The sequence below is a fragment of the Mesorhizobium onobrychidis genome (assembly GCF_024707545.1).
GTDB classification, from domain to species: Bacteria; Pseudomonadota; Alphaproteobacteria; order Rhizobiales; family Rhizobiaceae; genus Mesorhizobium; species Mesorhizobium onobrychidis.
Genome location: NZ_CP062229.1, coordinates 4,500,511 through 4,524,229, shown reverse-complemented (window position 1 = coordinate 4,524,229; position 23,719 = coordinate 4,500,511). Strand labels below are relative to the sequence as shown.

The window sequence follows — 23,719 nt, the reverse complement described above, 5'->3', positions numbered from 1 at the left end:
TGGGCCGGGAGTATCCGGCCTTCTCGACGAATGAGACTGGTTGCGTCTGTTTTCCCTCTTCCCGACAATCGGCAAGGTGGCGAAAAAGCCCCGTGGCATGATGCCTGCGGGCACGACAGCGCAGCCGAGTGGACGTTTGCGTCCGCCCGCCTTGTCGTTTCATATCAATTTTTTCGACGGCAGGTTGCGCCCTGCCGCCATCGATGTTTGCGGCCACAGGCCGCGTGAAAGAAGACTATTTTGACCAACGAAAACACTTTTGCCGGTAACACCACCTCGACCGGTAACACTGCGGAACTCACCGGTTTCGCAGCCCTTGGAATTACCGGCGCTCTGCTCAAGGCGACCCATGGCGCCGGCTTTACCGAGCCGAAGCCGATCCAAATGCAGGCGATCCCGCCGCAGCTGGAAGGCCGTGACATTTTCGGCATCGCCCAGACCGGTTCGGGCAAGACCGCGGCGTTCGCGCTGCCGATCCTGTCGAAGATCATCGCGCTCGGCACCAAGCGCCGGCCGAAGACCGCTCGTGCGCTGATCCTGGCGCCGACGCGTGAACTTGCTGTCCAGATCGAAGAGATGATCAAGCTTCTCGCCAAAGGCGCGCATGTCTCGACAGCACTCGTGCTTGGCGGCGTCTCGCGCTTCAGCCAGGTGAAAAAGATTGCTCCCGGCGTCGACATCCTTATTGCCACGCCCGGCCGGCTGACGGATCTGGTGCGTGAGGGCGATCTCGTGCTTGCCGACACCAAATGGCTGGTGCTGGACGAAGGCGACCGCATGCTCGACATGGGCTTCATCAACGACGTCAAGCGCATCGCCAGGGCGACCGCGCCGGACCGTCAGACCGTGCTGTTCTCGGCGACCATGCCGGCCGAAATCGCCGAACTGGCCAAGGGCCTGTTGAAGAACCCGATCCGCGTCGAAGTGGCGCCTCACAGCACCGCGGCGGCCGAGATCGTACAGGGCGTCGTCTTTGCCCGCACCAAGCAGAAGCGCCAGGTGCTGTCGACGATGCTCGCCGACGAGGCAATGAAGTCCGTCATCATCTTTTCGCGCACCAAGCATGGCGCCGACAGGGTGACCAAGGACCTCGAGCGCGACGGCTTCAAGGCCGCCGTCATCCACGGCAACAAGTCGCAGAACGCCCGCCAGAAGGCGCTGAACGATTTCCGCGAGGGTTCGGTGCGCATTCTTGTGGCGACCGATATCGCGGCGCGCGGCATCGACGTGCCCGGCATCAGCCATGTGGTGAATTTCGACCTGCCGGACGAGGCGGAGAGCTATGTCCACCGCATCGGCCGTACCGGCCGTAACGGCATGGACGGCATCGCCATCACGCTTTGCGATCCCTCCGAAAACAGCAAGCTGCGTCAGGTCGAGCGCATCATCCGCACCAAGCTGCCGATCGTTGCCGACCATCTCGGCAGCCCCGATCCGCAGCGCAATCCCGCCGAAAAGAACGAGCGCAGTTTCGAGCCGGCCAACGACCGCAATGGCCGTCGCGACGGCAGGCGGCCAGGCGGCCAGAACAACGGCAAGAAGCGCTTCGGCGACAAGCCGGCCTTTGCCGGCGAGCGCAAGCCGGAAGGCGCCAAGCCCTTCAAGGGCAACAACAAGCGTCGTTTCGGCGGCAAGCGGCCAGCGGCGCGGGCTGCGTAATCAGATAGTTGCATCCGGCCGAGCCTGTCGGGCTCGGCTTGGCTGCTCACAATTGAAAAAGGCGATCGGAGCGATGCTTCGGTCGCCTTTTTCGCCTGAGACCTACTTCACCACCGCCTCTACCCACACCGTAATGCGCTGCGCGAGGAAAGCTGTGGTTGCTGGCGACAGCGCGTCGCCGGCTATGACATGGTTGTCCCGATCGCCGGTGTCGTCGACCGGCACAAGTTCGTGCGCGGCGCCCCAGCGCCCAGCGATTTCGCGGGTGCGGTCGGGCCGCACGATCCTGTCCGAATCCGAAAAGATGAACAGGGCAGGGATGGTCGCCTTCTCCACCGGCGCGCCATAGGCAAGCTCGGTCAGCGCCACCATCGGCAGCGTCGCCGCGATCGGATAGCGGTAGGTCCAGAATTTCTCGTGCAGCGCATTGCGTGGCACGAAGCTGCGTTGCTTGCCGGCGACCAGCTCGGCGATCTCTCGGCCCCACGGCATGGTCAGGAGTTCGGCGCCGGAAGCCTTGACGCCGAAATTCGGCGAGATGAACGCGATGGCCGCCACCCCGTCCGACCCGCCCGGCTGCGTCGCAGCCCACGCCGCCAGCGAGCCGCCGGTCGAGGTCGAGATGACGATCACCTTGTCGCCGATCGCCCGGCCGATGGCGAGCGCTTCCTCATAGTCGTTGATCCAGGCGTTGACGCTGCCTTCGGCCATCGCAGCACCGCCCTGTCCGTGGCCGGTGAGGCGGGTGTAGTAAAGATTGGCGTCCAGCTCGTCGGCCACCTGGTCGGGCAGCGGACGAACCTCGCCCTTCGACGCCGAAAAGCCGTGGACGTAGACGATCGCGAGCGGCGTCCTGGCATGCACCATCGGATTGGCCCAGATGATCTCCTTCTCCAGCCCGTCGTAGATGCCCGGTACGGCAGCCTCGTTGCGTGCCAGATAGGCTTGCGGGTCATCGCCGATCACGGAAGGGTCGAAGCGGATCGTGGTGTCGGCTTGGACGCGCGGGCCAAGCACGAAGGCCAGGACAAGAATGACGGCGAGACCCAGTACCGCAAGCACGATCCGTTGCCCCATTGCAGACTCCACGCAACAATTCTCAACCTATGGCCGCAAAATGCAAACACGCAGCGGGCGTCCTGCCGGCGGCGGGATCGCCAACTTTGATAGCCGGCCTATTCGCTCGGCGGCTTGCGGTCGAAATTCAGCGGACGTGCCTTCCAGCGGGTCGCGGTGCTGATGACCCACCGGCAGAGTGGTCTCGGCAGCATGCTGAGCAGCTTCAGGCCCCAGCTCAAGCGGCGCGGGAAGGTAACTTCGAAGCCGCCGGATTTGATGCCGCGCGCCATGCGGCGCGAGGCGCGGTTGACGGGCATCAGCCCGGGCATCGGCAGCAAGTTCTTCTCGGTCAGCGGCGTGTCGACAAAGCCCGGATTCATCACCTGGATGCGCACGTTCATCTTATCAAAGTCGTATTTCAGCGATTCAGCCAGAATATTGATCGCCGCCTTGGTGCCGCCATAGGCGGCCGTGGTCGGCCAGCCGAAATAGGCGGTGACCGAACCGACCAGAACGACATGGCCGCGCGCGCGGACGCGCATGCGTTCGATGACCGGCACCAGGCCGTTGATGATGCCGAAATAATTGACATCGAAGGACTGGCGAAACCCGCGGACGGTGAGATCTTCGCCGGCGGTCGCAATATAGTTCCCGGCATTGAAGACGGCCAAGACGATCGGGCCGAGGTCCTTCTCGATCGCCGCGACCGTCTTTGCCATGCGCTTCTCGTCGGTGACGTCGCAGGGATAGGCCGTGACACGGCCTGGCATCTGCGCCGTCTCGACGACAAGCGTGTCGATCGGTTCGTCGTCGAGCGCCGTCACCGCGACGGCATAGCCTTGCTCCGCAAGGTCCTTGGCCAATGAACGGCCGATGCCGCTGCTGCCGCCTGTGATCCACGCGACGCCGTCTTTCGGGTTGGCCCGGTAGAGAGTCATGCTATGCCCTGCGACTTTTTCTTAGCCTGTGCTCTAGCGGTGAAGAAATCGAATGAAAAGAGCGCTTTTCAGTGGGAGCTTCAACGAATAGCGGAAGGCGACGTCTGTTTTAGGAATTGCAGCCCAGAAATGCCGCTGGACCAGACAAATTCTTGCCTTGAAACCGAAGCTTCGGGTTTCTAGGGTTCCGCCGCAAGCATAAAGGAATCTCAATGCCCCGTTCTGTGATCGAAGCGATCGGCAATACGCCTCTGATCCGCCTCAACAAAGCCTCGGAAGAAACCGGCTGCGAGATCCTGGGCAAGGCCGAATTCATGAATCCGGGCCAGTCGGTGAAGGACCGCGCCGCGCTGTTCATCATCCGCGACGCCGAGCAGCGCGGGCTCTTGAGGCCGGGCGGGGTCATCGTCGAGGGGACGGCCGGCAACACCGGCATCGGATTGACGCTGGTCGCCAAGGCACTCGGCTACCGCACCGTGATCGTCATCCCCGAGACGCAAAGCCAGGAGAAGAAGGACACGATCAAATTGCTCGGCGCCGAGCTGATCGAGGTGCCTGCCGTTCCCTACAAGAACCCCAACAATTACGTGAAACTGTCGGGCCGCCTGGCCGAGCAGATGGCGAGGACTGAGCCGAACGGCGCGATCTGGGCCAATCAGTTCGACAACGTCGCCAACCGTGACGGCCATACCCGCACCACGGCAGAAGAAATCTGGGCCCAGACCGGCGGCAAGGTCGACGGTTTCGTCTCGGCGGTCGGCTCGGGCGGAACGCTGGCCGGCGTCGCGTTCGGGCTGAAGGCCAGGAGCAAGGACATCAAGATCGCGCTCGCCGATCCGCTGGGCGCGGCGCTCTACAGTTTCTACACAAGCGGTGAGTTGAAATCCGAAGGCAGCTCGATCACCGAAGGCATCGGGCAGGGGCGGATCACCGCCAATTTGGAAGGGTTCACGCCGGATTTCTCGTTCCAGATTCCGGATGAGGACGCGCTGCCGATCGTCTTCGACCTGATCCAGGAGGAAGGCCTGTGTGTCGGCGGCTCGACCGGCATCAACATTGCCGGCGCCGTCCGGTTGGCGCGTGAAATGGGTCCCGGCCACACCATCGTGACCGTGCTTTGCGACTACGGCACGCGCTATCAGTCGAAATTGTTCAACCCGGAATTCCTGCGCCAAAAGAAACTGCCGGTGCCGGGTTGGATGGAACAGCGAAGCACAATTTCGGTGCCGTTCGAAAAGGTTGCGTGATGGCTTACAGGACGGACGCCCTGTTTCGCGACGACGCCTATCTCAGGACGGCTGATGCCGTGGTTGTCGCCGTCAACGATCGTGGCGGCATCATTCTGGACCGGACGATCTTCTATGCCACGTCGGGCGGGCAGCCGGGCGATACGGGCACACTCCAACGCGCCGACGGCAGCCTGATCGCTGTTGCCGCCACCATCACCGGCGAGACCAAGGACGAGATCATCCACGTGCCGCCGCCTGAGCAGGCGGCGCTTGAGATCGGCGAGCCGATAAAGCTCGCCGTCGATTGGGAGAGGCGGCATCTGCTGATGCGCATGCACACAGCCTGCCATTTGCTCACCGTCGTCTGCCCGTTCCCGATCACCGGCGCCTCGGTTTCCGAGGACGACAGCCGTGTCGACTTCGATATTCCGGATGCCGGCTTCACCAAGGAGGACGTGACGGCCAGAATGATGGGACTGGTGCGGGCCGACCACCCGGTCTTTGTCAGGCTGATCACCGACGAGGAACTGGCGGCTAATCCCGGACTGGTGAAGTCCAAGAATGTTCGGCCACCCGTCGGCACCGGCAAGATCCGCCTGGTCTGCATCGGCGAGAACGCCTCGATCGACAGCCAGCCTTGCGGCGGCACCCATGTGAAGAGCACTGGAGAAGTCGGCGAGATCCATATCGGCAAAATCGAGAAGAAGGGTCGCGAAAACCGGCGCTTCCGCATACGCTTTGGCCCGATGCCCGCGGCTTGATATATAGTTTGCCACTGGCGGGACAGGAGAAGAAGAAGAATGGCCGAAGACAGCCCTTTCACCGTCGACGCCGATTGGTTGCAGAAGCGCCTCGGCGAGCCCGGCCTGACCATCGTCGACGCGTCCTGGTATCTGCCGGCGCAAAAGCGCGACGCGCGCGCCGAATATGACGCAGCGCACATTCCGGGCGCCTCTTTCCTGGATCAGGATGCGATCTCGGATCCCGATTCGCCACTGCCACACACGCTGCCGTCGCCGCAGCATTTCGCCCAATATGTCGGCGCCATGGGCATTTCGGCCGACGACACCATCGTCGTCTATGACGGTCCGGGCTTCTTCTCGGCGCCGCGCGCCTGGTGGATGTTTCGTGTCATGGGGGTGTTCCAGGTCTACGTATTGGGCGGCGGTTTCGACCGCTGGAAAGCGGAGGGACGGCCGGTAACGGCGGAGCCGACGAAGATCGCGCCCTGCGTGTTTCATGCCGACTTCGATGCCGCTCGCGTCGCCAGCCTGGCCGATATGCGCCGGATCGTCGAGACCGGGGAAAGCCAGATCGCCGACGCGCGTTCGCCTGGCCGGTTTGCCGGTACCGAGCCGGAGCCTCGCGCCGGCATCCGCTCAGGCCATATGCCCGGCGCGCACAATGTGCCGTTTTCGGCGCTTGCCGAGGACGGCGAGCTGCTGCCGAAAGACCGATTGCGCAAGGTGATCGAGGACGCCGGCATCGACCTGTCGAAACCGGTTGTCACCTCTTGCGGCTCAGGCGTCACTGCGGCGGCGATCACGCTGGCGCTTGAGACGCTTGGCCATACCGACAACAGGCTCTACGACGGTTCATGGACGGAATGGGGTGGGCTTGGCGATACGCCCGTCGTGACGGGCAAGGATCGACAGTGATGGAAAACGGAGCGCTTGAAGACATCGAGGTCACGGTGACGTTTCTCGAAATGCATGTGCCGCCGGCCTATTCGCCGCCGGTGCCGTACAACCGCCAGATCGCTCTGCTGAAGACCAAAGACATTCCGCTGCATTTCTACCGCTATTTGATGGATCGGGTAGGCCGCAAATGGCACTGGGTCAACGTGCTGAGGCTGAGCGACGAGGAGCTTTCTGCAGGCATCCATCGCGAGGACCGCGACATCAGTGTGCTGTATCTCGATGGGTCTCCGGCCGGCTTCTTCGACCTCAAGCCGCATCTGCCGGAAGAAGTGGAACTTGCCTATTTCGGCATGATGGAGCACGCGACCGGCCAAGGCATCGGCCGCTGGTTCCTCGGTGCGGCGATCGCCGCCGCCTGGTCGCACGGCCCAAGGCGGGTGACGGTGCAGACCTGCACACTCGACCATCCGGCGGCATTGCCGCTCTACCAGAAGCTCGGCTTTGCACCGGTCGCGCAAAAGAAGGAGATCGTGCATCCAATGACCTTCGCCGAGCGTGCGGCCAGTGTCATGCGGCCATGATTTTCTCCGCAAACTGAACCTATTGTTCTTCAATGCTTCAGCTTGTCTTTGCCATCTTGCCGGCACCATCAATGCGGCAGAGGCCGAAGGAGAAAAGACATGCTGACCCGACGCACATTTGCCGCCGCGCTGATTGCGGCCCTCGTCGTGCCGACCCTTGCCGCCGCCCAGGCAACCACGCCTTCGGCGGCGACGATCGAGCGTCAGCTCGAGGCCGCGCCCCGCGTTAAGCTGCGCCCGAACCAGCGCGTCACCATCCGCGAATTCAAGAGGCGGCCGGACCTGCGGCGCATGGCCCGTTCGATTGATATCCAGTCGATCAATTTCGCCTTTGGCTCGGCGGCCATTTCCGAATCGCAATATGGCAAGATCGAAAATATCGCCGATGCGCTTCGGCGCATCCTGCGGCGCGACCGCGGTGCCCGCGTGCTGATCGAAGGCCATACCGACGCGGTCGGCTCTTTCCAGTCGAACCAGATCCTCTCCGAACAGCGCGCCGCTTCGCTGAAGCGCACCTTGGTGCGCGAATTCGGCGTGCCGGGCTATGCACTGGAAACCGTCGGCTACGGCGAGGAATTCCTGCTGGTGCAGACGCAGAACGAGAATTGGCGCAATCGCCGGGTGACGCTCCGCCGCTTCGACGACTTCATCCGCTGAGCCTGTCCGAAATCCGCATTGGCGGCCATCTGAAGGGGTTTTCTGCGCTTCCGGTTCTCGAAGACACCATCATCTGACTCGCCACTGTGACTTTCGAAACAGGCTCAGTCAGTGCGGTCTGGATCAACACCCGAAAAAGAGCCTGGCTTGAATGAGCCGCGCTCTTTCCATATCGCTGTCGGTCAAAGCCTACCGCATCGGCCCGAAATCGGAATCGATTTTCGGAAAGCACGGTGCGTAGACTCAAATGTTGGAGTGTCCTTTGCGCGTCCAAAAAGGACGCGTGGCGCTCCAATGGTGATGGAGGATCAAACGATGACGATTCGGGTGGTGATGGCCGGTGCGACAGGCTGGGTCGGCAAGGCACTGGTTCCGGCGATCGGTGCGCAAGGCGACATGGCACTGGCCGGGGCTGTGTCGCGCAGCGGCGCGGGGCAGGATTCCGGCCTCCTGATTGGCATGCCGGCCAACGGCATCACCGTTTCTGCCTCGCTGGCCGAGGCGCTGGAGGTACCGTCGGACGTGCTGGTCGACTACACCAAGCCGCATGTGGTGAAAGACCATGCGCTGCTGGCCATAGAGAAGGGGCGGCACGTTGTGATCGGCACGTCGGGGCTGGGTGCGACCGATTTCGGCGAGATCGACGCTGCAGCACGCGCCAATCGTGTCGGCGTCATTGCAGCCGGCAATTTTTCGATCACCGCCACTCTGATGAAGCGGTTTGCCGTGATGGCGGCGAAATACGTGCCGGATGTCGAGGTGATCGACTATGCGAGCGCCAAAAAACCCGACGCGCCGTCCGGCACCGCGCGCGAGCTTGCCGAAGCGCTGGCCGATGTCCGCAAGGCTTCGACGGTGCGGCCGGTCTCGGAGGTCTCGGGTGTGCCGGGAACCCGCGGTGCGGCGGTCGGTACGGGCGAGGGGGTGCAGGTGCATGCGCTTCGCCTGCCTTCCTACATCCTGTCCTGTGAGGCGCTGTTCGGCCTGCCCGACGAGCGGCTGACCATTCGTCACGACGCCGGCTCGTCCGCTACTCCTTACGTGGCCGGCACACTGCTCGCTATCAGGCGGGTACAGGAGATCACAGGGCTGGTGCGCGGTCTCGACGCCTTGATGGACTGATCCAAATTGGCAGGAATCGGGTGGGAGACGCTGGCGCAGCGGCGTAATTTCCGGTCGACGATACCGGAGTTTTCGCCATGACCATCCAGTTCAAAGCCTTGCCCACGGAAGATGTCAGAGCCTTGCAGCGCGGCGCGCCGGACGCCTATGGCCTGATACCAGAGCGGAAAATATCCGACGGCGACGGCGTGCCTTGCCGCCACTGCCTGAAGAACGTGACCGCCGGAGACGCCTATCTCATCCTGGCCTACCGGCCATTCCCGGAATTGCAGCCCTACGCCGAAACCGGACCGATCTTTCTGCATGCCGAGGAATGCGAGCGCGCCGCCGAAGCCGAGGCGCTTCCAGAAATGCTCGAAAGTGCCGACTACATCGTGCGCGGCTACGGCAGGGACGACCGCATCGTCTATGGCAGCGGCGGCGTCATTCCGACAGCCGCTATCGCGGCGCGGGCCGAGACCTTGTTCGAGCGCAACGATATCGCCTATGTGCATGTCCGCTCGGCGCGGAACAATTGCTACCAGTGCCGTATCGAGCGCGCGTGACGATCCGGGCGGTATTCATCGGTCGCAGCTGTCGTACGCCTGTCGCATTGTCGCGTTACGGAATGATTGTCGATCGATTTGCCGACCGCGGATGAACCGGCGGGAAGTCTCGATATCAGAGGAAGCGGGGCTTTGGCTCCGCTTTTTGTTGCCCCGCCCTGTCCGCCCCGCATTTCTTCCGCCCCAAAGAAAAAGCCCGCCGGAATGACCGGCGGGCTTTGACTGTTGTCTGGACGGTTTTTAGTTAAACTTGTACTTCGCGCCGATGCGGACGGTGTGGAACGAAGGCGTGGAGGTGAGAGTGTCGTCCGGCAGCCCAAGATCCGACGAGAAATCCTTCTCGGAGAACTGCGAATAGCGGTACTCGAGGCCGACGGTCACGTTGCTGGACATGGCCGTTTCCAGACCACCACCCACCGAGAAGCCGCTGGAGTCCCAATCGAGGATATCGCCGATGGGTGCAGGCGCATCCAGATCGAAGTGCTGCCAGCTGTAACCGCCGAGCACGTAGGCGAGCGTTGATTCGTTGACTTTCATACCGACGCGGCCAAGCACATCGAAACCGTAATCAGTATCCAGATTGATCGATGCGCCCGGAATTTCCAACTCCGAAGTCATGCCGGAGTAGCGGGCATCCACCATGACGCCGGCGACCCAGCTGCCGAAATCATGGTCATAGCCGACGTTCAATTCGCCGAACACACCTTCGCCACCGAGCCCGTTGAACTCGAGGCCGCCAAGCGGCGGAACGTCGATCTGATGCACCGACGCACCCGCACCGGCGGCGCCGCCGACGTAGAAGCCGGTCCAGTTGTAGGCAGGCGCTTCAAAAGAGGCGACGCCGCCATTCTGGGCGCCAAAGCGATAGTTGGCCGCAACCTGGAACGTATGCCGCGACGTGTCGAGGTTGAGGGTGCCATCCGGCACACCGAAATCGGAAAGGAGATCATCATTAGTACCGAAGCGGGTATAGCGATATTCTGACTTGATGGTCCAGTTGCTGTTGATGGCCGTTTCAACGCCAGCTCCGACGAAGTAGCCGCTCTGGTCCCAATCGAGATCAAAACCAGCGTTCGTGTCGAGTTTGTATTTCTGCCAGGAATAGCCACCCAGCACATAACCCAAAGTATTTGGCGTGAAGAGGTAACCAAGCCGCAAACCAGCGTCGAAGCCGTAGGTCTCGCGGATCGAAGCATCGAATCCAGCAACGTCGAGCGTGGTTTCAATGTTGCCGGCCTGGGCGTCCAGAAGTCCGCCGATCAGGAAGCGCGGCGACACCATATAGTCGTACCCAACGGTCAGTTCACCGTATACGCCTTCGCCACCAATGCCGTTCAATGATACGGGAGCCAAGTCGGTGCTGAGCTCATGGACATTGGCGCCGGCGCCAACGCCAAAGCCGACATAGATGCCACTCCAGTTGAAGGCCGACGTCTCGACGACCGGCACAACCGCGTCGGCGGCATGGGAAACCGATCCGAGCGCCAGGACGGAAACTGCGCCAAGAAGAAGAGAATTTGCGAATCGTTTGCTGGTCATTGCCCCTACCTTTTGAAAAACCCACCACGCGTCTAGCACCCGCCCATGCTGGCGGCTGTAACAAAAAAGCCACAGGAAAGACACATTGCAAGCATGACGGGCAAAGCCGGTCAGCTAATCGCAAACCGTGAAATTTGCTTGTGGAAAAAGAGCCGCCGAGGGGGTCGGCGGCTCTGTCGGGAGAGGATTGAGCGGCAGGTTCAGGCGGCGAGAACGGCCTTCGGCTCGACCAACTCATAGCCGAGTGCTTCGGCCACCGCGCGGTTGGTGATCTTGCCCTTGTGGACATTCAGGCCGTTGCGCAAATGATGATCGTCGATCAGCGCCTTCAGGCCCTTGTCGGCGAGCTGCAGGCCGTAATGCAGCGTTGCGTTGTTGAGCGCGTGGGCAGAAGTGACCGGCACCGCACCCGGCATATTGGCGACGCAATAGTGAATGACGCCGTCGACCTCATAGGTCGGCACGGCATGAGTTGTGGCGTGCGAGGTCTCGAAGCAGCCGCCTTGGTCGATGGCGACGTCGACAAGCACCGAGCCTTTCTTCATGCCCGACAGCATCTCGCGCGAAACGAGTTTCGGCGCGGCGGCACCCGGGATCAGCACGGCGCCGACGACGATGTCGGCCGAAAAACATTCCTCTTCCAGCGCCTCGACGGTCGAGTAGCGGGTGTGGACGCGGCCGCCGAAGATGTCGTCGAGCTGGCGCAGGCGCGGGATCGAGCGGTCGATGATGGTGACGTCGGCGCCAAGGCCGGCCGCCATCCGGGCCGCATGCAGGCCGACGACGCCGCCGCCGAGCACGGTGACCTTGCCGGGCAGCACGCCGGGCACGCCGCCGAGCAGCACGCCGCGGCCGCCATTGGCCTTCTGCAACGCAGTGGCGCCGGCCTGGATCGACAGGCGGCCGGCGACCTCCGACATCGGCGCCAGCAGCGGCAGGCCGCCGCGGTCGTCGGTGACCGTCTCGTAGGCGATGGCAGTCACGCCCGAGGCCAGCAGGCCCTTGGTCTGCTCTGGATCCGGAGCGAGATGGAGATAGGTGTAGAGGATCTGGCCGTCGCGGAGCTGAACCCATTCGTTGGGCTGCGGCTCCTTGACCTTGACGATCATGTCGGACTTGGCAAACACGTCGGCGGCGGTCTTGGCGATGGTAGCGCCGGCTGCTCGATAGGCGTTGTCGTCGGCGCCGATGCCGGCGCCGGCGCCGGTCTCGACCAATACTTCGTGGCCATGCGCGATATATTCGCGGACCGAGCCCGGCGTCAGGCCGACGCGGTACTCGTGGTTCTTGATTTCCCGGGGGCAGCCGACGCGCATCTTCTTCTCCTCCTGATCCGGCCCTTTGAGGCACGTTCCCTGTTTAGAGATAGTGAACCACGAATCGTCCCGTAAGTGTTTGCGAATGCGCTTGCGCAGAAGGGCACGGTTCGCTAATCGTTGCGCAAAACAGCTGGATTGTCGCAGGAATCCCGAAAAATGCCGCTCGACAGGATCGATATCGCCATTCTCGAAACGTTGCAGAAGGATGGACGGATACCCAATGCGGCGCTTGCCGAGAAGGTCGGCCTGTCGCAGTCGGCCTGCTCGCGGCGGCTGGACAATCTGGAGAAATCCGGAACCATCCGCAGCTACCACGCCCGGCTTTCCAATGCCGCTCTTGGCCACCAGATGACGGCGATCGTGCATATATCGCTGTCGGGGCAATTCGAGAAGACGCTGTCGGATTTCGAGGCGGCGATAAAGCGCTGCCCGAATGTCCTGTCCTGCCACCTGATGTCGGGTGAATACGATTATATCCTGCGCATCGCGGCAAAGGACCTCGTCGACTATGAGCGCATCCATAAGGAATGGCTGTCGGCGATGCCGCATGTGACGAAGATCAATTCATCCTTCGCCTTGCGCGAGATCGTCGACCGGACGGCGGTGGGGATGAAGCCGGAACTTGCTTAGGCCCTGAAGGCCTCCGTCACCACCCGGTCCATCGGGATGTCATGCGGCTGCGGGTAGATGGTGGCGATGCGCTGCAGTTCGTAGCCGACACCGATGACCAGCGGCTTGAACGGCATCGCCGCCAGCGTGCGGTCGAAGAAGCCGCCGCCATAGCCCAGCCGGTATTGTCCCGGATCGATGCCGACGATCGGCGAAATGACGATGTCGGGCAGCACCTGATCGCCTTCAGCCGGGATCGGGATATTCCAGACACCCTTCTCCAGCCGGTCGCCCGGTGTGTAGGCGCGAAAGACAAGCGGCTGGCCTTTCTCGACGACAACAGGCAGTGCGGTACGGCCGCCGCGCTCATTGACGGAAGCTATCCATGGCCGCAGATCCGGCTCGCCGCGGAACGGCCAGTAGAGGCTGACCATGCGGCCGGCAATGTCGCCGATCACCGCGTCGAGGCTTTCGCCGATGCGCTGCGACATTGCCTTCCGCACGTCAGCCAAGACAGCGAGGCGCGCCGCAATCAGCCGCTCGCGCTCGGCCATGCGCCATCGTTTCACATCGGTCCAGTCGGATAGGGGCGCCCGGAATTCCGGGTCGAGTTCGTGCATGAAGCAAGGCGGCGAGGAATAGTGCGCCGGACCTTCATCGTCATGATCGCTATCCAAGTTCCACTCCTGTCGTCAGTTTCAATGAAATTATACTCGGCGGCAGGATAGGCCATGTACATTCGCGACATCGTAGGGCGGGCAGTCGGCAAAGTCGGATGTTGTTGCAGTGCACAAAAGTCCTTACATCAGATTTGGCGAAATTGCTCTCTAGCCTGCTCTCCCGGTCGACCTGCTCTCCCGGCCAACCTGTTCTCCCGGCCAACCTGTTCTCCCGGCCAACCTGTTCTCCCGGCCAACCTGTTCTCCCGGCCAACCTGTTCTCCCGGCCAACCTGTTCTCCCGGAGTGAATGAGATGAACGAATCCAGCCATCATGTCGTCGTCGTCGGGGCGGGCTTTGGGGGGCTTGAATTCACCCGCGCGCTTGCCGGTGCGCCGGTGCGCATCACCATGATCGACAAGCGCAACCATCATCTCTTCCAGCCGCTGCTCTACCAGGTGGCGACCACGGCGCTGGCGACCTCGGAAGTCGCCTGGCCGATCCGCCATCTCCTGCGCAAGCGCAAGGACGTGACGACGCTGCTCGCCACCGTCAGCGGCGTCGACCGCGTCGGCAAGCGCGTGCTGTTCGATGATGGCGGCGCGGTCGCCTACGACACGCTGCTGCTGGCCACCGGCGCCCGCCACGCCTATTTCGGCCATGACGAATGGGAGCCTTTCGCGCCAGGGTTGAAGACGCTGGAGGATGCCACCACCATTCGACGGCGCATTCTGCTGGCCTTCGAGCAGGCCGAGCGGGAAACCGATCCCGCCAAGCGCCAAGCGCTGCTGACGCTGGCGATCGTTGGTGGCGGACCGACCGGCGTGGAACTGGCCGGCACCATTGTCGAACTGGCGCACGACATGCTGCGCGGTGAGTTCCGCAACATCGATACGCGGCAGACGCGCGTGGTGCTGATTGAGGCCGGTGACCGCATTCTTCCCAATTTTGCGCAAGAACTCTCCGGCTATGCCAGCAAGGCGCTTGAGCGGCTTGGCGTGACGGTCGAACTCGGCCGGCCCGTTACATGCTGCGATGCCGAGGGCGTCGTCTTCGGCGACACGCACCTGCCGGCCAGAACCATTCTGTGGGCAGCAGGCGTTGCCGCTTCGCCGGCCGCTGAATGGCTGGGGGTGGCAGCGGACCGCGCGGGCAGGGTGCTGGTCGAGCCCGACCTGACCGTGCCGGGCAGCCCGGAGATTTTCGTCGTCGGCGACGCAGCACACGTCCTGCGGCCGGATGGCCGCATGGTGCCCGGCGTAGCACCCGCCGCCAAACAGCAGGGCCGGCATGTCGCCGCGACAATCAAGGCCCGGCTTGCCGGCGACATGACCCCGCGGCCTTTCCGCTACAAGCATGACGGCGATCTGGCGACGATCGGCAAGCGCGCCGCCGCGATCGATTTCGGCTGGATCAAGCTCACCGGCAGGCTGGCCTGGTGGCTGTGGGGTCTCGCGCACATCTATTTCCTGATCGGCTTCCGTAACCGGCTTGCGGTTTCGCTGAGCTGGCTATGGATTTACGCGACAGGTCAGCGCAGCGCGCGGCTGATCACCCAAGGCGACGACGACAGGAACTGAAGTCTCCGCGCGCGCACATGCATCCGCACATTATCTGTTCCTGATGGACTCGACTGGATTCAGGCGCGAAGCATTGCCTCCGGGCAGGACTTGGCACGCTGTTGAGGGCAGGCACGTCGTTGAACAGCAGCCGCCTCGAACCGCATCATCGACTTGATGTTCGACGGAATACCAATTGATCCCATGTGGGAATTCGTCGTCGTCACCAACAACTACCGCGCCGGCGGTGGCGGCAATTTCCCGGAGATCAACACCTCGAAGATCATCTGCAAGGCGCCCGTCACCAACCGCGACGTGATTGTGCTACCCCATCAGCCAGGGCACGATCAACCCGTCGGCGGACGCCCTAGGTGTTTGATCCCGGACTTTAATGGCGCATCATTGCCGTCCGAATCAAAGGATGCGCTATGGGACAGGTTCTACACCGCCGCGCCACGACGACAGAGGCAGTCCGTCGAGCGATACAGCATAGTCAAGAGAGCCTGAGAGCGCTGGCCAAGCGCTACGGCGTCGATCAGAAGACAGTTAGAAAGTGGAGGAACCGGATCTCGACCGCCGATCTTCCCACCGGCCCGAAGAAACCAAGATCGACAGTGCTGTCGCTCGAAGAGGAAGCGGTGATCGTCGCCTTTCGCAAGCACACGTTGCTGGCGCTGGATGATTGTCTCTATGCCCTACAGCCCTCGATCCCGCATCTGACGCGCTCGTCGTTGCATCGCTGCCTTCAGCGCCATGGCATTTCGCGGCTGCCGCAGGTGGACGCCGACAAGCCGGCCAGGAAGAAGTTCAACGCCTATCCGCTCGGCTATTTCCATATCGACCTCGCCGAGGTGCAGACCGCCGAGGGCAAGCTGCGCCTTTTCTTGGCCATCGATCGGACGTCGAAATTCGCCTATGCGGAATTGCACCCGACGGCGGGCAAGATGGCGGTGGCCCAATTCCTTCGCAACCTGATCGCGACCGTGCCCTATGCCATCCATACCATTCTGACCGACAACGGCATTCAGTTCGCCAACCGGACCTGCGACCGGCATGCCCTTCAGCACATCTTCGACGGCATCTGCGACGAACATGGCATCGAGCACCGGCTCACAAAGATCAACCATCCCTGGACGAACGGCCAGGTCGAGCGGATGAATCGGACCATCAAGGACGCCACCGTCAAGCGCTTCCACTATGACGATCACGAGCAACTGCGTCGGCATCTCGCCGACTTCATCTTAGCTTACAATTTCGCGCGCCGGCTTAAGACCCTCAAGGGCCTCACGCCCCACGAATTCATCTGCAAAATCTGGGCAAAAGAGCCCGAACGGTTCCGACTCGATCCCACCCATCAAATGCCGGGACTAAACACCTAGGCCCTGTAAACCACCTGGCGGACATCGATGTAGCTGGCGCGGAAGCCGGCTTCGCAATAGTGCAGATAAAACTCCCAGAGCTTCTTGAAGCGGTCGTCGAAACCGAGCGGGACGATCTTTTCCCATGACCCCCAAAAGCGGTGGCGCCATTCGGCGAGCGTGCGGGCATAGTCGTCCGGGAAAATGCGCTCGCGCAGATGAGCAAGGCCATGGTCTTTGCCGAGCGTTTTCAGGATCGACGGCGTCGGCAGCATGCCGCCCGGGAAGACGTAACGCTGGATGAAATCCGGCCGGGCGCGATAGGTATCGTAGGCTTTCTCGTTGATGGTGATGATCTGCAGGCCGGCGGTGCCGCCAGGCCGCAGGCAATCCTTCATCTTGCCGAAAAACACAGGCCAGTATTTTTCGCCGACCGCCTCGAACATCTCGATCGAAGCGATGCGGTCGTAGGAACCGGTTTCGTCGCGGTAGTCCTGCAGCTTGATGTCGACCTTGTCGGCAAATCCAGCCTTCTGGACGCGTGCTCTGGCGAAATCATGCTGCTCGCGGCTGATCGTCAGCCCGGTGACGCGGCAGCCGATCTCGCGCGCCGCGAATTCGGCAAAGCCGCCCCAGCCGCAACCGATTTCAAGCACGTGGTCGTTCGCGCCGATGCCCGTGTCCTTGGCCAGCGCGCGATATTTGGCGGCTTGCGCGCTTTCCAGATCGTTGGCGCCAGCCGCATAGAGCGCCGACGAATAGGTCATGCTCGGATCCAGCCATTCCTTGTAAAAGGCGTTGCCGAGATCGTAATGCGCCGAAATGTTGCGCTTCGAGCCGGTGCGGGTGTTTTGGTTGAACCAGTGGCGGACACGCTGGACGGCGTTGATCAGCCAGCTGGCGCCGCCGGCGATGCGCTCTCCGATTTCTGAATTGACTACGAACAGTTCCAGGAAACTGGTCACATCGGGACTGTCCCAATCGCCGTCGATGTAGGATTCGGCGATGCCGATGGTGCCGCCGGTGAAGGCACGGCCGGGCAAGCGCCAGTTCTTGAGCACCAGTTCGGCGTCCGGACCCGGGCCCTTGCCGCCGACGAGGACGGCGCGGCCGTCCGGCATCCTCACCTTGAGCGAGCCACGCGGCAGGTTCATCGCCGCCGACAGCACCATGCGCGCCTTGGCCGGCAGGCCTTTGACGGTCTCGGCGAAATTGAATTCGTCCAATTTGACCGCGTCGCCCGACGCAACACCGGTGTCTTCCTTGTGAGCCATGTCACGCCCCCGGGACCTCTGCGGCGCCGGCGCAAAATGGCCGGTTTCCACTCTCTCTCAGTTCATTCGCCAGGGCGCGCCGCTTCCCGATGAATCCCCGCAGCAATCTTTCACGTCATCAAAGGGAACTTCAAGAGCCAAGGCAAGCGAACATGGATCAATGGATAGATTTTGGGGGAGGGCGCTGATCAACGCCGGAATCACTATGGTTGCAGCCACCCAGGTGCAGTAGTTATAGCCATGCGTTATGTCATCGTCATCTGCGCCGTCACGTTCTTCCTGATCTGGGACGGACTCTACAATCAGGGCCACTATCTCGACACCACGGTCAGGGAGATAACGCGCATCATGCGCTACATCACCGGGATGGTGTAGGGTTCTTTTCCCTGTCCAATGCGTTGTCGCCGCGACATCGTTGCCGGTTGACGCGACCGTTTTGCCCACACAAAACATGCTTGCACATCGATCGAGGAGGCTGGGGTTGATCCGGCATATCGTTTTCTTCAGCGCGCGGCACAAAGAGGACGTCGAGGCCGTACGCACGGGCTTGCTGGCGCTGGGCAACATCCCCCATTCCCGTCTATTCGAGGTGACGCTCAACAGCAAGGTTGACCCGCTTTCGGACGAGATCGACGTGGTCGTTTATGCCGAGTTCGAGGATGATGGCGCTCTGGCCGCCTACAAGGCGCATCCGCTCTATGCCGAGACGACCAGCCAGGTCAAACCGCTGCGCGAATTGCGATATTCGGCGGATGTTGTGGCTGCAACCTGAAGGGAAATTGAGCGAAGCAGGTGCAACGTTACTCCGTCTGAGCGGCGGTCGGTTCTGTCGAAGCGGCGCCCGGCCGCTTCGGCGCGTCCCAGACCAGCATGGCGAGAACAGCCATTGCGATGACCGCTGCCGCTATGAAAAGGATCTTTCTCATTTTGGACCACATAGGTTGGTTTTCCGGCAGCGGCAAGTATCCCGGAGGTTCGCGTAATGCGGCCACGCGATCGGCTGCCTTGGATCCTTGCGGCGTCAGGCGAGGCTCTTGAACCAACTTCCGGAATGATGCACACCGCGCCGGGATGACCGAGACGAAGACAGCAGGCCCTTATCCGCCAGGCCCTTATCCGCCGGGCACCTATCCGCTTGACCATCTTGTGCTGCCGACCGCGAGCCTCGACGTGGCGCGGGCGCGGCTGGTTTCGCTTGGCTTTGTCGTGGCGCCGACCGGCATCCATCCTTTCGGGACGGAAAACTGCTGTGTCTTCCTTGAGGACGGCACCTATCTCGAGCCGCTGGCGGTGGGCAACGAGCAGGCGGTGGCGAAAGCGATCGCCGACGGCAACGTCTTCGTCGCGCGCGATCGCGCCTATCGCGACAAGCGCGGCAATGAGGGATTTTCCGCCCTGGTCTTGGGCACCGAAGATGCGGATGCCGATCACGTGCGCTATGTCGAAGCCGGCCTGTCTGCCGGAGACATGCTGAGCTTTTCGCGCGCCTTCACCGACCCGGCGGGAGAGAGCGACACGGCATCGTTCAAACTGGCCTTCGCCTCCGGCACCGGGGCGACGGACGCATTCCTGTTCGCCTGCGAGCGGATCAATGCGCCGAAAGTAGACCGCACCGCGTTGCAGATCCACGCCAATGGCGCAACCGGCATCATCGAAGTGGTGGCGGTCAGCAACCAGCCATCCGAACAGCACCGATTGATTTCGATCGCGACGCGCAGTCCGGCTGCCGGACAGGGGAGCAGCACGGCGTTTGGCCTGCCGAACGCAACCTTGACCCTGCTTGACCCCGTTGCTTTCGAAACGCGCTTCGGCATACCTGCCGGCGCGCCATCGGAACTCCGCTTCGCGGGGATCGTCTTTTCAGTTCGCTTCGCAGACACGGTCGCCAAGCTGCTTGCAGCCAGTTCCGTCGAACACGACATACGCGGCGATGATATTGTCGTGCGGCCGGCATCCGGGCAGGGTGCGGCCTTCATTTTCCGGGAGATCGCATGAGCAAGCCCAATTCGTCCGTAACTGTCGGCAATGTCGTCTTCAGCAACACCGCGCCGCTATCGCTGATTGCCGGCCCGTGCCAGCTTGAATCGCGCCAGCACGCCTTCGACATGGCTGGCGCGCTGAAGGAACTGACTGAGAAGCTGGGGCTGGGCCTCGTCTACAAGACCAGTTATGACAAGGCCAACCGCACCTCGCTTGGCGGCACGCGCGGCGCCGGCCTCGATGCGGCGCTGCCCGTCTTCGACGATTTGCGCAAGGCGTTTTCGCTGCCGATCCTGACCGATATCCACACCGAGGAACAGTGCGCGCTTGTGGCGCCGCATGTCGATATCCTGCAGATCCCGGCTTTCCTCAGCCGCCAGACCGATCTGCTGATCGCGGCGGCAAGAACCGGCAAGGTCGTCAACGTGAAGAAGGGCCAGTTCCTCGCACCGTGGGACATGAAGAACGTTGTCGCCAAGATCACCGGTTCCGGAAACGCCAACGTGCTGGTCACCGAGCGCGGCGCGTCCTTCGGCTACAACACGCTGGTGTCCGATATGCGCGCCCTGCCGATCATGGCCGAGATCGGCGCGCCGGTGATTTTCGACGCCACGCATTCGGTGCAGCAGCCGGGCGGCCAGGGCGGCTCCTCAGGTGGCGATCGGCGCTTCGTCGAGACGCTGGCGCGCGCCGCGGTTGCGGTCGGTGTCGCCGGTGTTTTCATCGAGACGCATCAGGATCCCGACAATGCCCCCTCCGATGGTCCCAACATGGTGCCGCTGAAGGACCTTCGGGCGCTGCTCGAAAGGCTGATGGCTTTCGATCGCGTCGCCAAGGGCTGAGCAAGCTGAGGGGCCGGGCCCAAGTCCCGGCCCCTAAACTTGTGGTCAACAGGTGCCGGTTGTACGCTGCCCAGGCAACAGAGTGCCTTGGAGGAGAAAGCCATGTCCGTCGCCCGCGTCACCGAAATCACATCATCGTCTAATAAGAGTTTTCAGGAAGCCATCGAACTGGGAATTGCGCGCGCCGCAAAGACCTTGAAGAACGTCGAAGGCGCCTGGATCCAGGACCAGAAGGTGGTCGTCGAGGACGGCAAGATCTCCGCGTATCGCGTCAACATGAAGGTCACCTTCATCCTCGCTGAGTGACCGGTTAGAGCATTTTGCAGCCAAGTGGAATCACTTGACGTCGCAGAAATGCGGCTAAAACAAATAGATAGAGCGGGATGCTCAGTTCAATTTGAATGCATCCCGCTCTAGCGTCGAAAACTCTGGAACCTTCATCCGCGCCCCTCATTGTCAGGCATAGCGTCAACGACAACGAGGAGTACACAATGACCACCCAGACAGGACACACTGAAGCCATCGCCGCCTCGCGGGTCATCGGCACATCCGTCTACAACACGGAAGGCACGCACATCGGCGACATCGAGGATGTCATGCTCGACAAGTTGTCGAATGGAATCATGTTTGCCGTGATCGGCTTTGGCGGATTTCTCGGCATCGGCGAGAAGTACCACGCCATTCCGTGGGCGAGCCTCGACTATGACGAGGACAAGGGCGGCTACGTCGTGCCGTTCACGAAGGAGCAACTGAAGGCTGCTCCCGCCTATTCGATCAACGAATTGACGGGCGCCGACGGCGAGGGCGCGCGTGATGCTTCATACAGTTACTACAAGGTCGAGCCTTATTGGCATTGACCTTGCTCTGCCGGAATCAAAAAGGCCCCCGGTTGGACCGGGGGCCTTTTTGCAGGATATCTACTCCGCCGCAAGGGTCGACAACTCTACCGCGCCCTGTTGAGGCTGCTGAGTGTCACACGACGTCAAAAACGCCGCCGCGATCAGGAACAAACTCACAATACCGCTCAACTGAGACATGGCGAAACTCCTCCTGTTTCGCCCCGCGCAGCGCGAGCATAAACCAGAAAGCCGCATGCCGCCAAGACTTATGACTGACATGACTTATGATGACAGCAATTTGTGCTTCGTGAATCGATGTGGCGGAGGTGGCGGCAATATTTGCGGACGCCCCGATTGCGTTTTGCAGCACTTTGGCTAAGACGTGCGCGACGCTTCGTCAGATCAATCGGGGACATCGCAATGACTGCCATCATCGACATTGTCGGGCGTGAAATCCTGGACAGCCGCGGAAACCCGACCGTTGAGGTCGACGTCGTGCTCGAAGACGGCTCGATGGGCCGCGCTGCGGTGCCCTCCGGCGCCTCGACCGGGGCGCATGAGGCGGTCGAACTGCGCGACGGCGGCGCCCGCTACCTCGGCAAGGGGGTCCTGCGGGCGGTAGAGGCCGTCAATGGCGATCTGTTCGAGGCGATCGGCGGTATGGAAGCCGAGAACCAGATCCACATCGACCAGACCATGATCGAGCTCGACGGCACGCCCAACAAGAGCCGGCTCGGTGCCAATGCCATCCTCGGCGTCTCGCTGGCTGTCGCCAAGGCTGCGGCGGAAGCGGCCGGCCTGCCGCTCTACCGCTATGTCGGTGGCACCAAGGCGCATGTGCTTCCAGTGCCGATGATGAACATCATCAACGGTGGCGCCCATGCCGACAACCCGATCGACTTCCAGGAATTCATGATCCTGCCGATCGGTGCGCCGACACTGCGTGACGGCGTGCGCTGGGGCTCGGAAATCTTTCACACATTGAGGACGCGGCTGAAGGACGCCGGCCATAACACCAATGTCGGCGACGAGGGCGGCTTCGCTCCTACCTTGAAAAGCGCGCCCGCTGCGCTCGATTTCATCATGGAATCGATCGAGAAGGCTGGCTTCAAGCCGGGCGAAGAGGTTGCGCTCGGCCTCGATTGCGCCGCGACCGAATTCTTCAAGGACGGCAACTACGTCTACGAAGGCGAGAAGAAGACCCGCGACCCGAGGACCCAGGCCAAATATCTGGCCAAGCTCGCGGCGGACTATCCGATCATCACCATCGAGGACGGGTTGGCCGAAGACGATTGGGATGGCTGGAAAACGCTGACCGACCTCATCGGCAAGAAGACCCAGCTGGTCGGTGACGATTTGTTTGTCACCAATACGGCGCGGCTGCGCGACGGCATCCGCATGGGCGTCGCCAATTCTATCCTGGTCAAGGTCAACCAGATCGGCTCACTGACCGAAACGCTCGACGCCGTCGAGACCGCGCACAAGGCCGGCTACACCGCTGTCATGTCGCACCGCTCGGGCGAAACCGAAGATTCGACCATCGCCGATCTCGCCGTTGCCACCAATTGCGGGCAGATCAAGACGGGCTCTTTGTCGCGCTCGGATCGCATGGCCAAGTACAACCAGCTCATCCGCATCGAGGAAGAGCTCGGCAAGCAGGCGCTCTACGCCGGCAAGTCGATCGTGAAAGGCTGAGTCCACACAAATAACCCGAATGAAAAGGCGGGGCATTCCCCGCCTTTTCTGTTTCAACACCGCCAAATCCGGTCGTCCGTAACCGTCCATTAAGCACAATCGAGCGAGAAAGGGCTAGGTCGCAGAGTGTTAGAGCGTCCTTTGCGCGTCCAAGAGGACGCGCGGCGCTCTAAGGGATTTGGATCATGTGGACACGTCAGCACAAGCAGAGAAATACCGGTCGGCTGATCATTCCCTCGCTCTGCGTGGCATTCCTCGCCTATTTCGGCTTCCACGCCTATCACGGCGAGTTCGGCATCTATTCCAAGTATCGGTTGGAAACCGAAGCCGTCGATCTGCAAAGCAAGCTCGATGCCGTCAAGGCGCGCCGGATCGATCTGCAGCGGCGCGTTCAGCTGATGCATCAGGGCACGCTGGAGAAGGACATGCTCGACGAGCAGGCGCGCAAGGCGCTCAATATGTCCCATGCCGACGAAATCACCATCATGTTACCGGTTACGGCAAGATAACCAAATTCGAGTTAATCGCCGATATTTACAACGATTTTAATCGCTTAGATGCATGTCAGCCATGCATTTTTCAGCATGGCGAAACGCTTTCTCGCGTGTTAGCCTCC

Annotated in this window: 26 protein-coding genes and 1 pseudogene; 20 read left to right on the top strand and 7 right to left on the bottom strand. The window is 61.9% G+C overall.

The genetic code is table 11. From position 1 onward, the window contains the following. Positions 1-240: 240 nt before the first annotated feature. The gene (locus IHQ72_RS22490; protein ID WP_258117326.1) at positions 241-1,659 is read left to right on the top strand and encodes a DEAD/DEAH box helicase; all 1,419 of its coding nucleotides are present in this window, start codon (positions 241-243) and stop codon (positions 1,657-1,659) included. Between the two features lie 102 nt (positions 1,660-1,761). On the opposite strand, the gene IHQ72_RS22485 is transcribed toward IHQ72_RS22490, so the two are convergent. Next, positions 1,762-2,736 (bottom strand): alpha/beta hydrolase, encoded by a 975-nt coding sequence (locus tag IHQ72_RS22485; protein WP_258117325.1) that lies wholly within the window; start codon positions 2,734-2,736, stop codon positions 1,762-1,764. A gap of 98 nt (positions 2,737-2,834) precedes the next feature. Next, positions 2,835-3,656, bottom strand: a complete 822-nt coding sequence (locus IHQ72_RS22480; protein WP_258117324.1) for an SDR family oxidoreductase — start codon at positions 3,654-3,656, stop codon at positions 2,835-2,837. Between the two features lie 212 nt (positions 3,657-3,868). Between IHQ72_RS22480 and IHQ72_RS22475 the strand changes: the two genes are divergently transcribed. The 7 genes from IHQ72_RS22475 (at position 3,869) to IHQ72_RS22445 (ending at position 9,430) form a co-directional block, all read left to right on the top strand. Further along, on the top strand, positions 3,869-4,903 hold the full coding sequence (locus IHQ72_RS22475) for a cysteine synthase A (protein ID WP_258117323.1): 1,035 nt from the start codon (positions 3,869-3,871) through the stop codon (positions 4,901-4,903). Beyond that, entirely contained in the window at positions 4,903-5,646 is a 744-nt protein-coding gene (locus IHQ72_RS22470; RefSeq protein WP_258117322.1) for an alanyl-tRNA editing protein, read from the top strand. Before IHQ72_RS22475 ends, IHQ72_RS22470 begins: the two co-directional genes overlap by 1 nt. 39 nt (positions 5,647-5,685) lie before the next feature. Next, complete coding sequence (gene sseA / locus IHQ72_RS22465) at positions 5,686-6,543, top strand: 3-mercaptopyruvate sulfurtransferase (protein WP_258117321.1); 858 nt, start codon at positions 5,686-5,688, stop codon at positions 6,541-6,543. Beyond that, positions 6,543-7,106: a GNAT family N-acetyltransferase gene (locus IHQ72_RS22460; RefSeq protein ID WP_258117320.1), complete on the top strand. Its 564-nt coding sequence runs from the start codon at positions 6,543-6,545 to the stop codon at positions 7,104-7,106. Before sseA ends, IHQ72_RS22460 begins: the two co-directional genes overlap by 1 nt. Before the next feature lie 99 nt (positions 7,107-7,205). Continuing rightward, complete coding sequence (locus IHQ72_RS22455; RefSeq protein ID WP_258117319.1) at positions 7,206-7,763, top strand: OmpA family protein; 558 nt, start codon at positions 7,206-7,208, stop codon at positions 7,761-7,763. Between the two features lie 315 nt (positions 7,764-8,078). Continuing rightward, positions 8,079-8,885, top strand: coding sequence for a 4-hydroxy-tetrahydrodipicolinate reductase (gene dapB / locus IHQ72_RS22450; protein ID WP_258117318.1), 807 nt, complete (start codon positions 8,079-8,081; stop codon positions 8,883-8,885). A 77-nt stretch (positions 8,886-8,962) separates the two neighbouring features. Then, a complete protein-coding gene (locus IHQ72_RS22445) occupies positions 8,963-9,430 on the top strand; it encodes a DUF1203 domain-containing protein (protein ID WP_192365496.1) in 468 nt (155 codons plus the stop codon). A gap of 240 nt (positions 9,431-9,670) precedes the next feature. On the opposite strand, the gene IHQ72_RS22440 is transcribed toward IHQ72_RS22445, so the two are convergent. Next, the gene (locus IHQ72_RS22440; protein ID WP_258117317.1) at positions 9,671-10,969 is read right to left on the bottom strand and encodes an outer membrane protein; all 1,299 of its coding nucleotides are present in this window, start codon (positions 10,967-10,969) and stop codon (positions 9,671-9,673) included. A gap of 200 nt (positions 10,970-11,169) precedes the next feature. After that, positions 11,170-12,285: an alanine dehydrogenase gene (gene ald / locus IHQ72_RS22435; RefSeq protein ID WP_258117316.1), complete on the bottom strand. Its 1,116-nt coding sequence runs from the start codon at positions 12,283-12,285 to the stop codon at positions 11,170-11,172. A gap of 159 nt (positions 12,286-12,444) precedes the next feature. Between ald and IHQ72_RS22430 the strand changes: the two genes are divergently transcribed. After that, positions 12,445-12,918 (top strand): Lrp/AsnC family transcriptional regulator, encoded by a 474-nt coding sequence (locus tag IHQ72_RS22430; protein ID WP_258117315.1) that lies wholly within the window; start codon positions 12,445-12,447, stop codon positions 12,916-12,918. On the opposite strand, the gene IHQ72_RS22425 is transcribed toward IHQ72_RS22430, so the two are convergent. Next, positions 12,915-13,517, bottom strand: coding sequence for a 5-formyltetrahydrofolate cyclo-ligase (locus tag IHQ72_RS22425; RefSeq protein ID WP_374120405.1), 603 nt, complete (start codon positions 13,515-13,517; stop codon positions 12,915-12,917). The two genes, IHQ72_RS22430 and IHQ72_RS22425, sit on opposite strands and share 4 nt — an antisense overlap. A gap of 353 nt (positions 13,518-13,870) precedes the next feature. Between IHQ72_RS22425 and IHQ72_RS22420 the strand changes: the two genes are divergently transcribed. From IHQ72_RS22420 to IHQ72_RS22410, 3 genes and pseudogenes are all read left to right on the top strand, one after another. Next, positions 13,871-15,136, top strand: a complete 1,266-nt coding sequence (locus IHQ72_RS22420) for an NAD(P)/FAD-dependent oxidoreductase (RefSeq protein ID WP_258117313.1) — start codon at positions 13,871-13,873, stop codon at positions 15,134-15,136. 129 nt (positions 15,137-15,265) lie between these two features. Beyond that, positions 15,266-15,479 (top strand): annotated as a pseudogene (locus IHQ72_RS22415) (5'-nucleotidase C-terminal domain-containing protein); the annotation flags it as partial. 64 nt (positions 15,480-15,543) lie between these two features. After that, complete coding sequence (locus IHQ72_RS22410) at positions 15,544-16,494, top strand: IS481 family transposase (protein ID WP_258117312.1); 951 nt, start codon at positions 15,544-15,546, stop codon at positions 16,492-16,494. On the opposite strand, the gene IHQ72_RS22405 is transcribed toward IHQ72_RS22410, so the two are convergent. Then, positions 16,491-17,747 (bottom strand): SAM-dependent methyltransferase, encoded by a 1,257-nt coding sequence (locus IHQ72_RS22405; RefSeq protein WP_258117311.1) that lies wholly within the window; start codon positions 17,745-17,747, stop codon positions 16,491-16,493. The two genes, IHQ72_RS22410 and IHQ72_RS22405, sit on opposite strands and share 4 nt — an antisense overlap. 240 nt (positions 17,748-17,987) lie before the next feature. On the opposite strand from IHQ72_RS22405, the gene IHQ72_RS22400 reads away from it, so the two are divergent. Then, positions 17,988-18,122 (top strand): hypothetical protein, encoded by a 135-nt coding sequence (locus IHQ72_RS22400; RefSeq protein WP_258117310.1) that lies wholly within the window; start codon positions 17,988-17,990, stop codon positions 18,120-18,122. Positions 18,123-18,228: 106 nt separating this feature from the next. After that, on the top strand, positions 18,229-18,519 hold the full coding sequence (locus IHQ72_RS22395; protein ID WP_258117309.1) for a Dabb family protein: 291 nt from the start codon (positions 18,229-18,231) through the stop codon (positions 18,517-18,519). A gap of 28 nt (positions 18,520-18,547) precedes the next feature. Here IHQ72_RS22395 and IHQ72_RS22390 read toward each other — a convergent pair whose 3' ends face one another. Next, on the bottom strand, positions 18,548-18,673 hold the full coding sequence (locus tag IHQ72_RS22390) for a hypothetical protein (protein WP_258117308.1): 126 nt from the start codon (positions 18,671-18,673) through the stop codon (positions 18,548-18,550). 145 nt (positions 18,674-18,818) lie between these two features. Here IHQ72_RS22390 and IHQ72_RS22385 point away from each other — a divergent pair, with 145 nt between their 5' ends. The 6 genes from IHQ72_RS22385 (at position 18,819) to IHQ72_RS22360 (ending at position 23,612) form a co-directional block, all read left to right on the top strand. Continuing rightward, on the top strand, positions 18,819-19,742 hold the full coding sequence (locus tag IHQ72_RS22385) for a VOC family protein (protein WP_258117307.1): 924 nt from the start codon (positions 18,819-18,821) through the stop codon (positions 19,740-19,742). After that, the gene (gene kdsA / locus IHQ72_RS22380; RefSeq protein WP_258117306.1) at positions 19,739-20,569 is read left to right on the top strand and encodes a 3-deoxy-8-phosphooctulonate synthase; all 831 of its coding nucleotides are present in this window, start codon (positions 19,739-19,741) and stop codon (positions 20,567-20,569) included. Before IHQ72_RS22385 ends, kdsA begins: the two co-directional genes overlap by 4 nt. Positions 20,570-20,671: 102 nt before the next feature. Then, positions 20,672-20,875 (top strand): dodecin family protein, encoded by a 204-nt coding sequence (locus tag IHQ72_RS22375; protein ID WP_095494875.1) that lies wholly within the window; start codon positions 20,672-20,674, stop codon positions 20,873-20,875. 185 nt (positions 20,876-21,060) lie between these two features. Beyond that, on the top strand, positions 21,061-21,426 hold the full coding sequence (locus tag IHQ72_RS22370) for a PRC-barrel domain-containing protein (protein ID WP_258117304.1): 366 nt from the start codon (positions 21,061-21,063) through the stop codon (positions 21,424-21,426). Between the two features lie 402 nt (positions 21,427-21,828). After that, positions 21,829-23,103, top strand: a complete 1,275-nt coding sequence (eno, locus tag IHQ72_RS22365) for a phosphopyruvate hydratase (protein ID WP_258117303.1) — start codon at positions 21,829-21,831, stop codon at positions 23,101-23,103. A 185-nt stretch (positions 23,104-23,288) separates the two neighbouring features. Beyond that, the gene (locus tag IHQ72_RS22360) at positions 23,289-23,612 is read left to right on the top strand and encodes an FtsB family cell division protein (RefSeq protein ID WP_258117302.1); all 324 of its coding nucleotides are present in this window, start codon (positions 23,289-23,291) and stop codon (positions 23,610-23,612) included. Positions 23,613-23,719 lie beyond the last annotated feature (107 nt).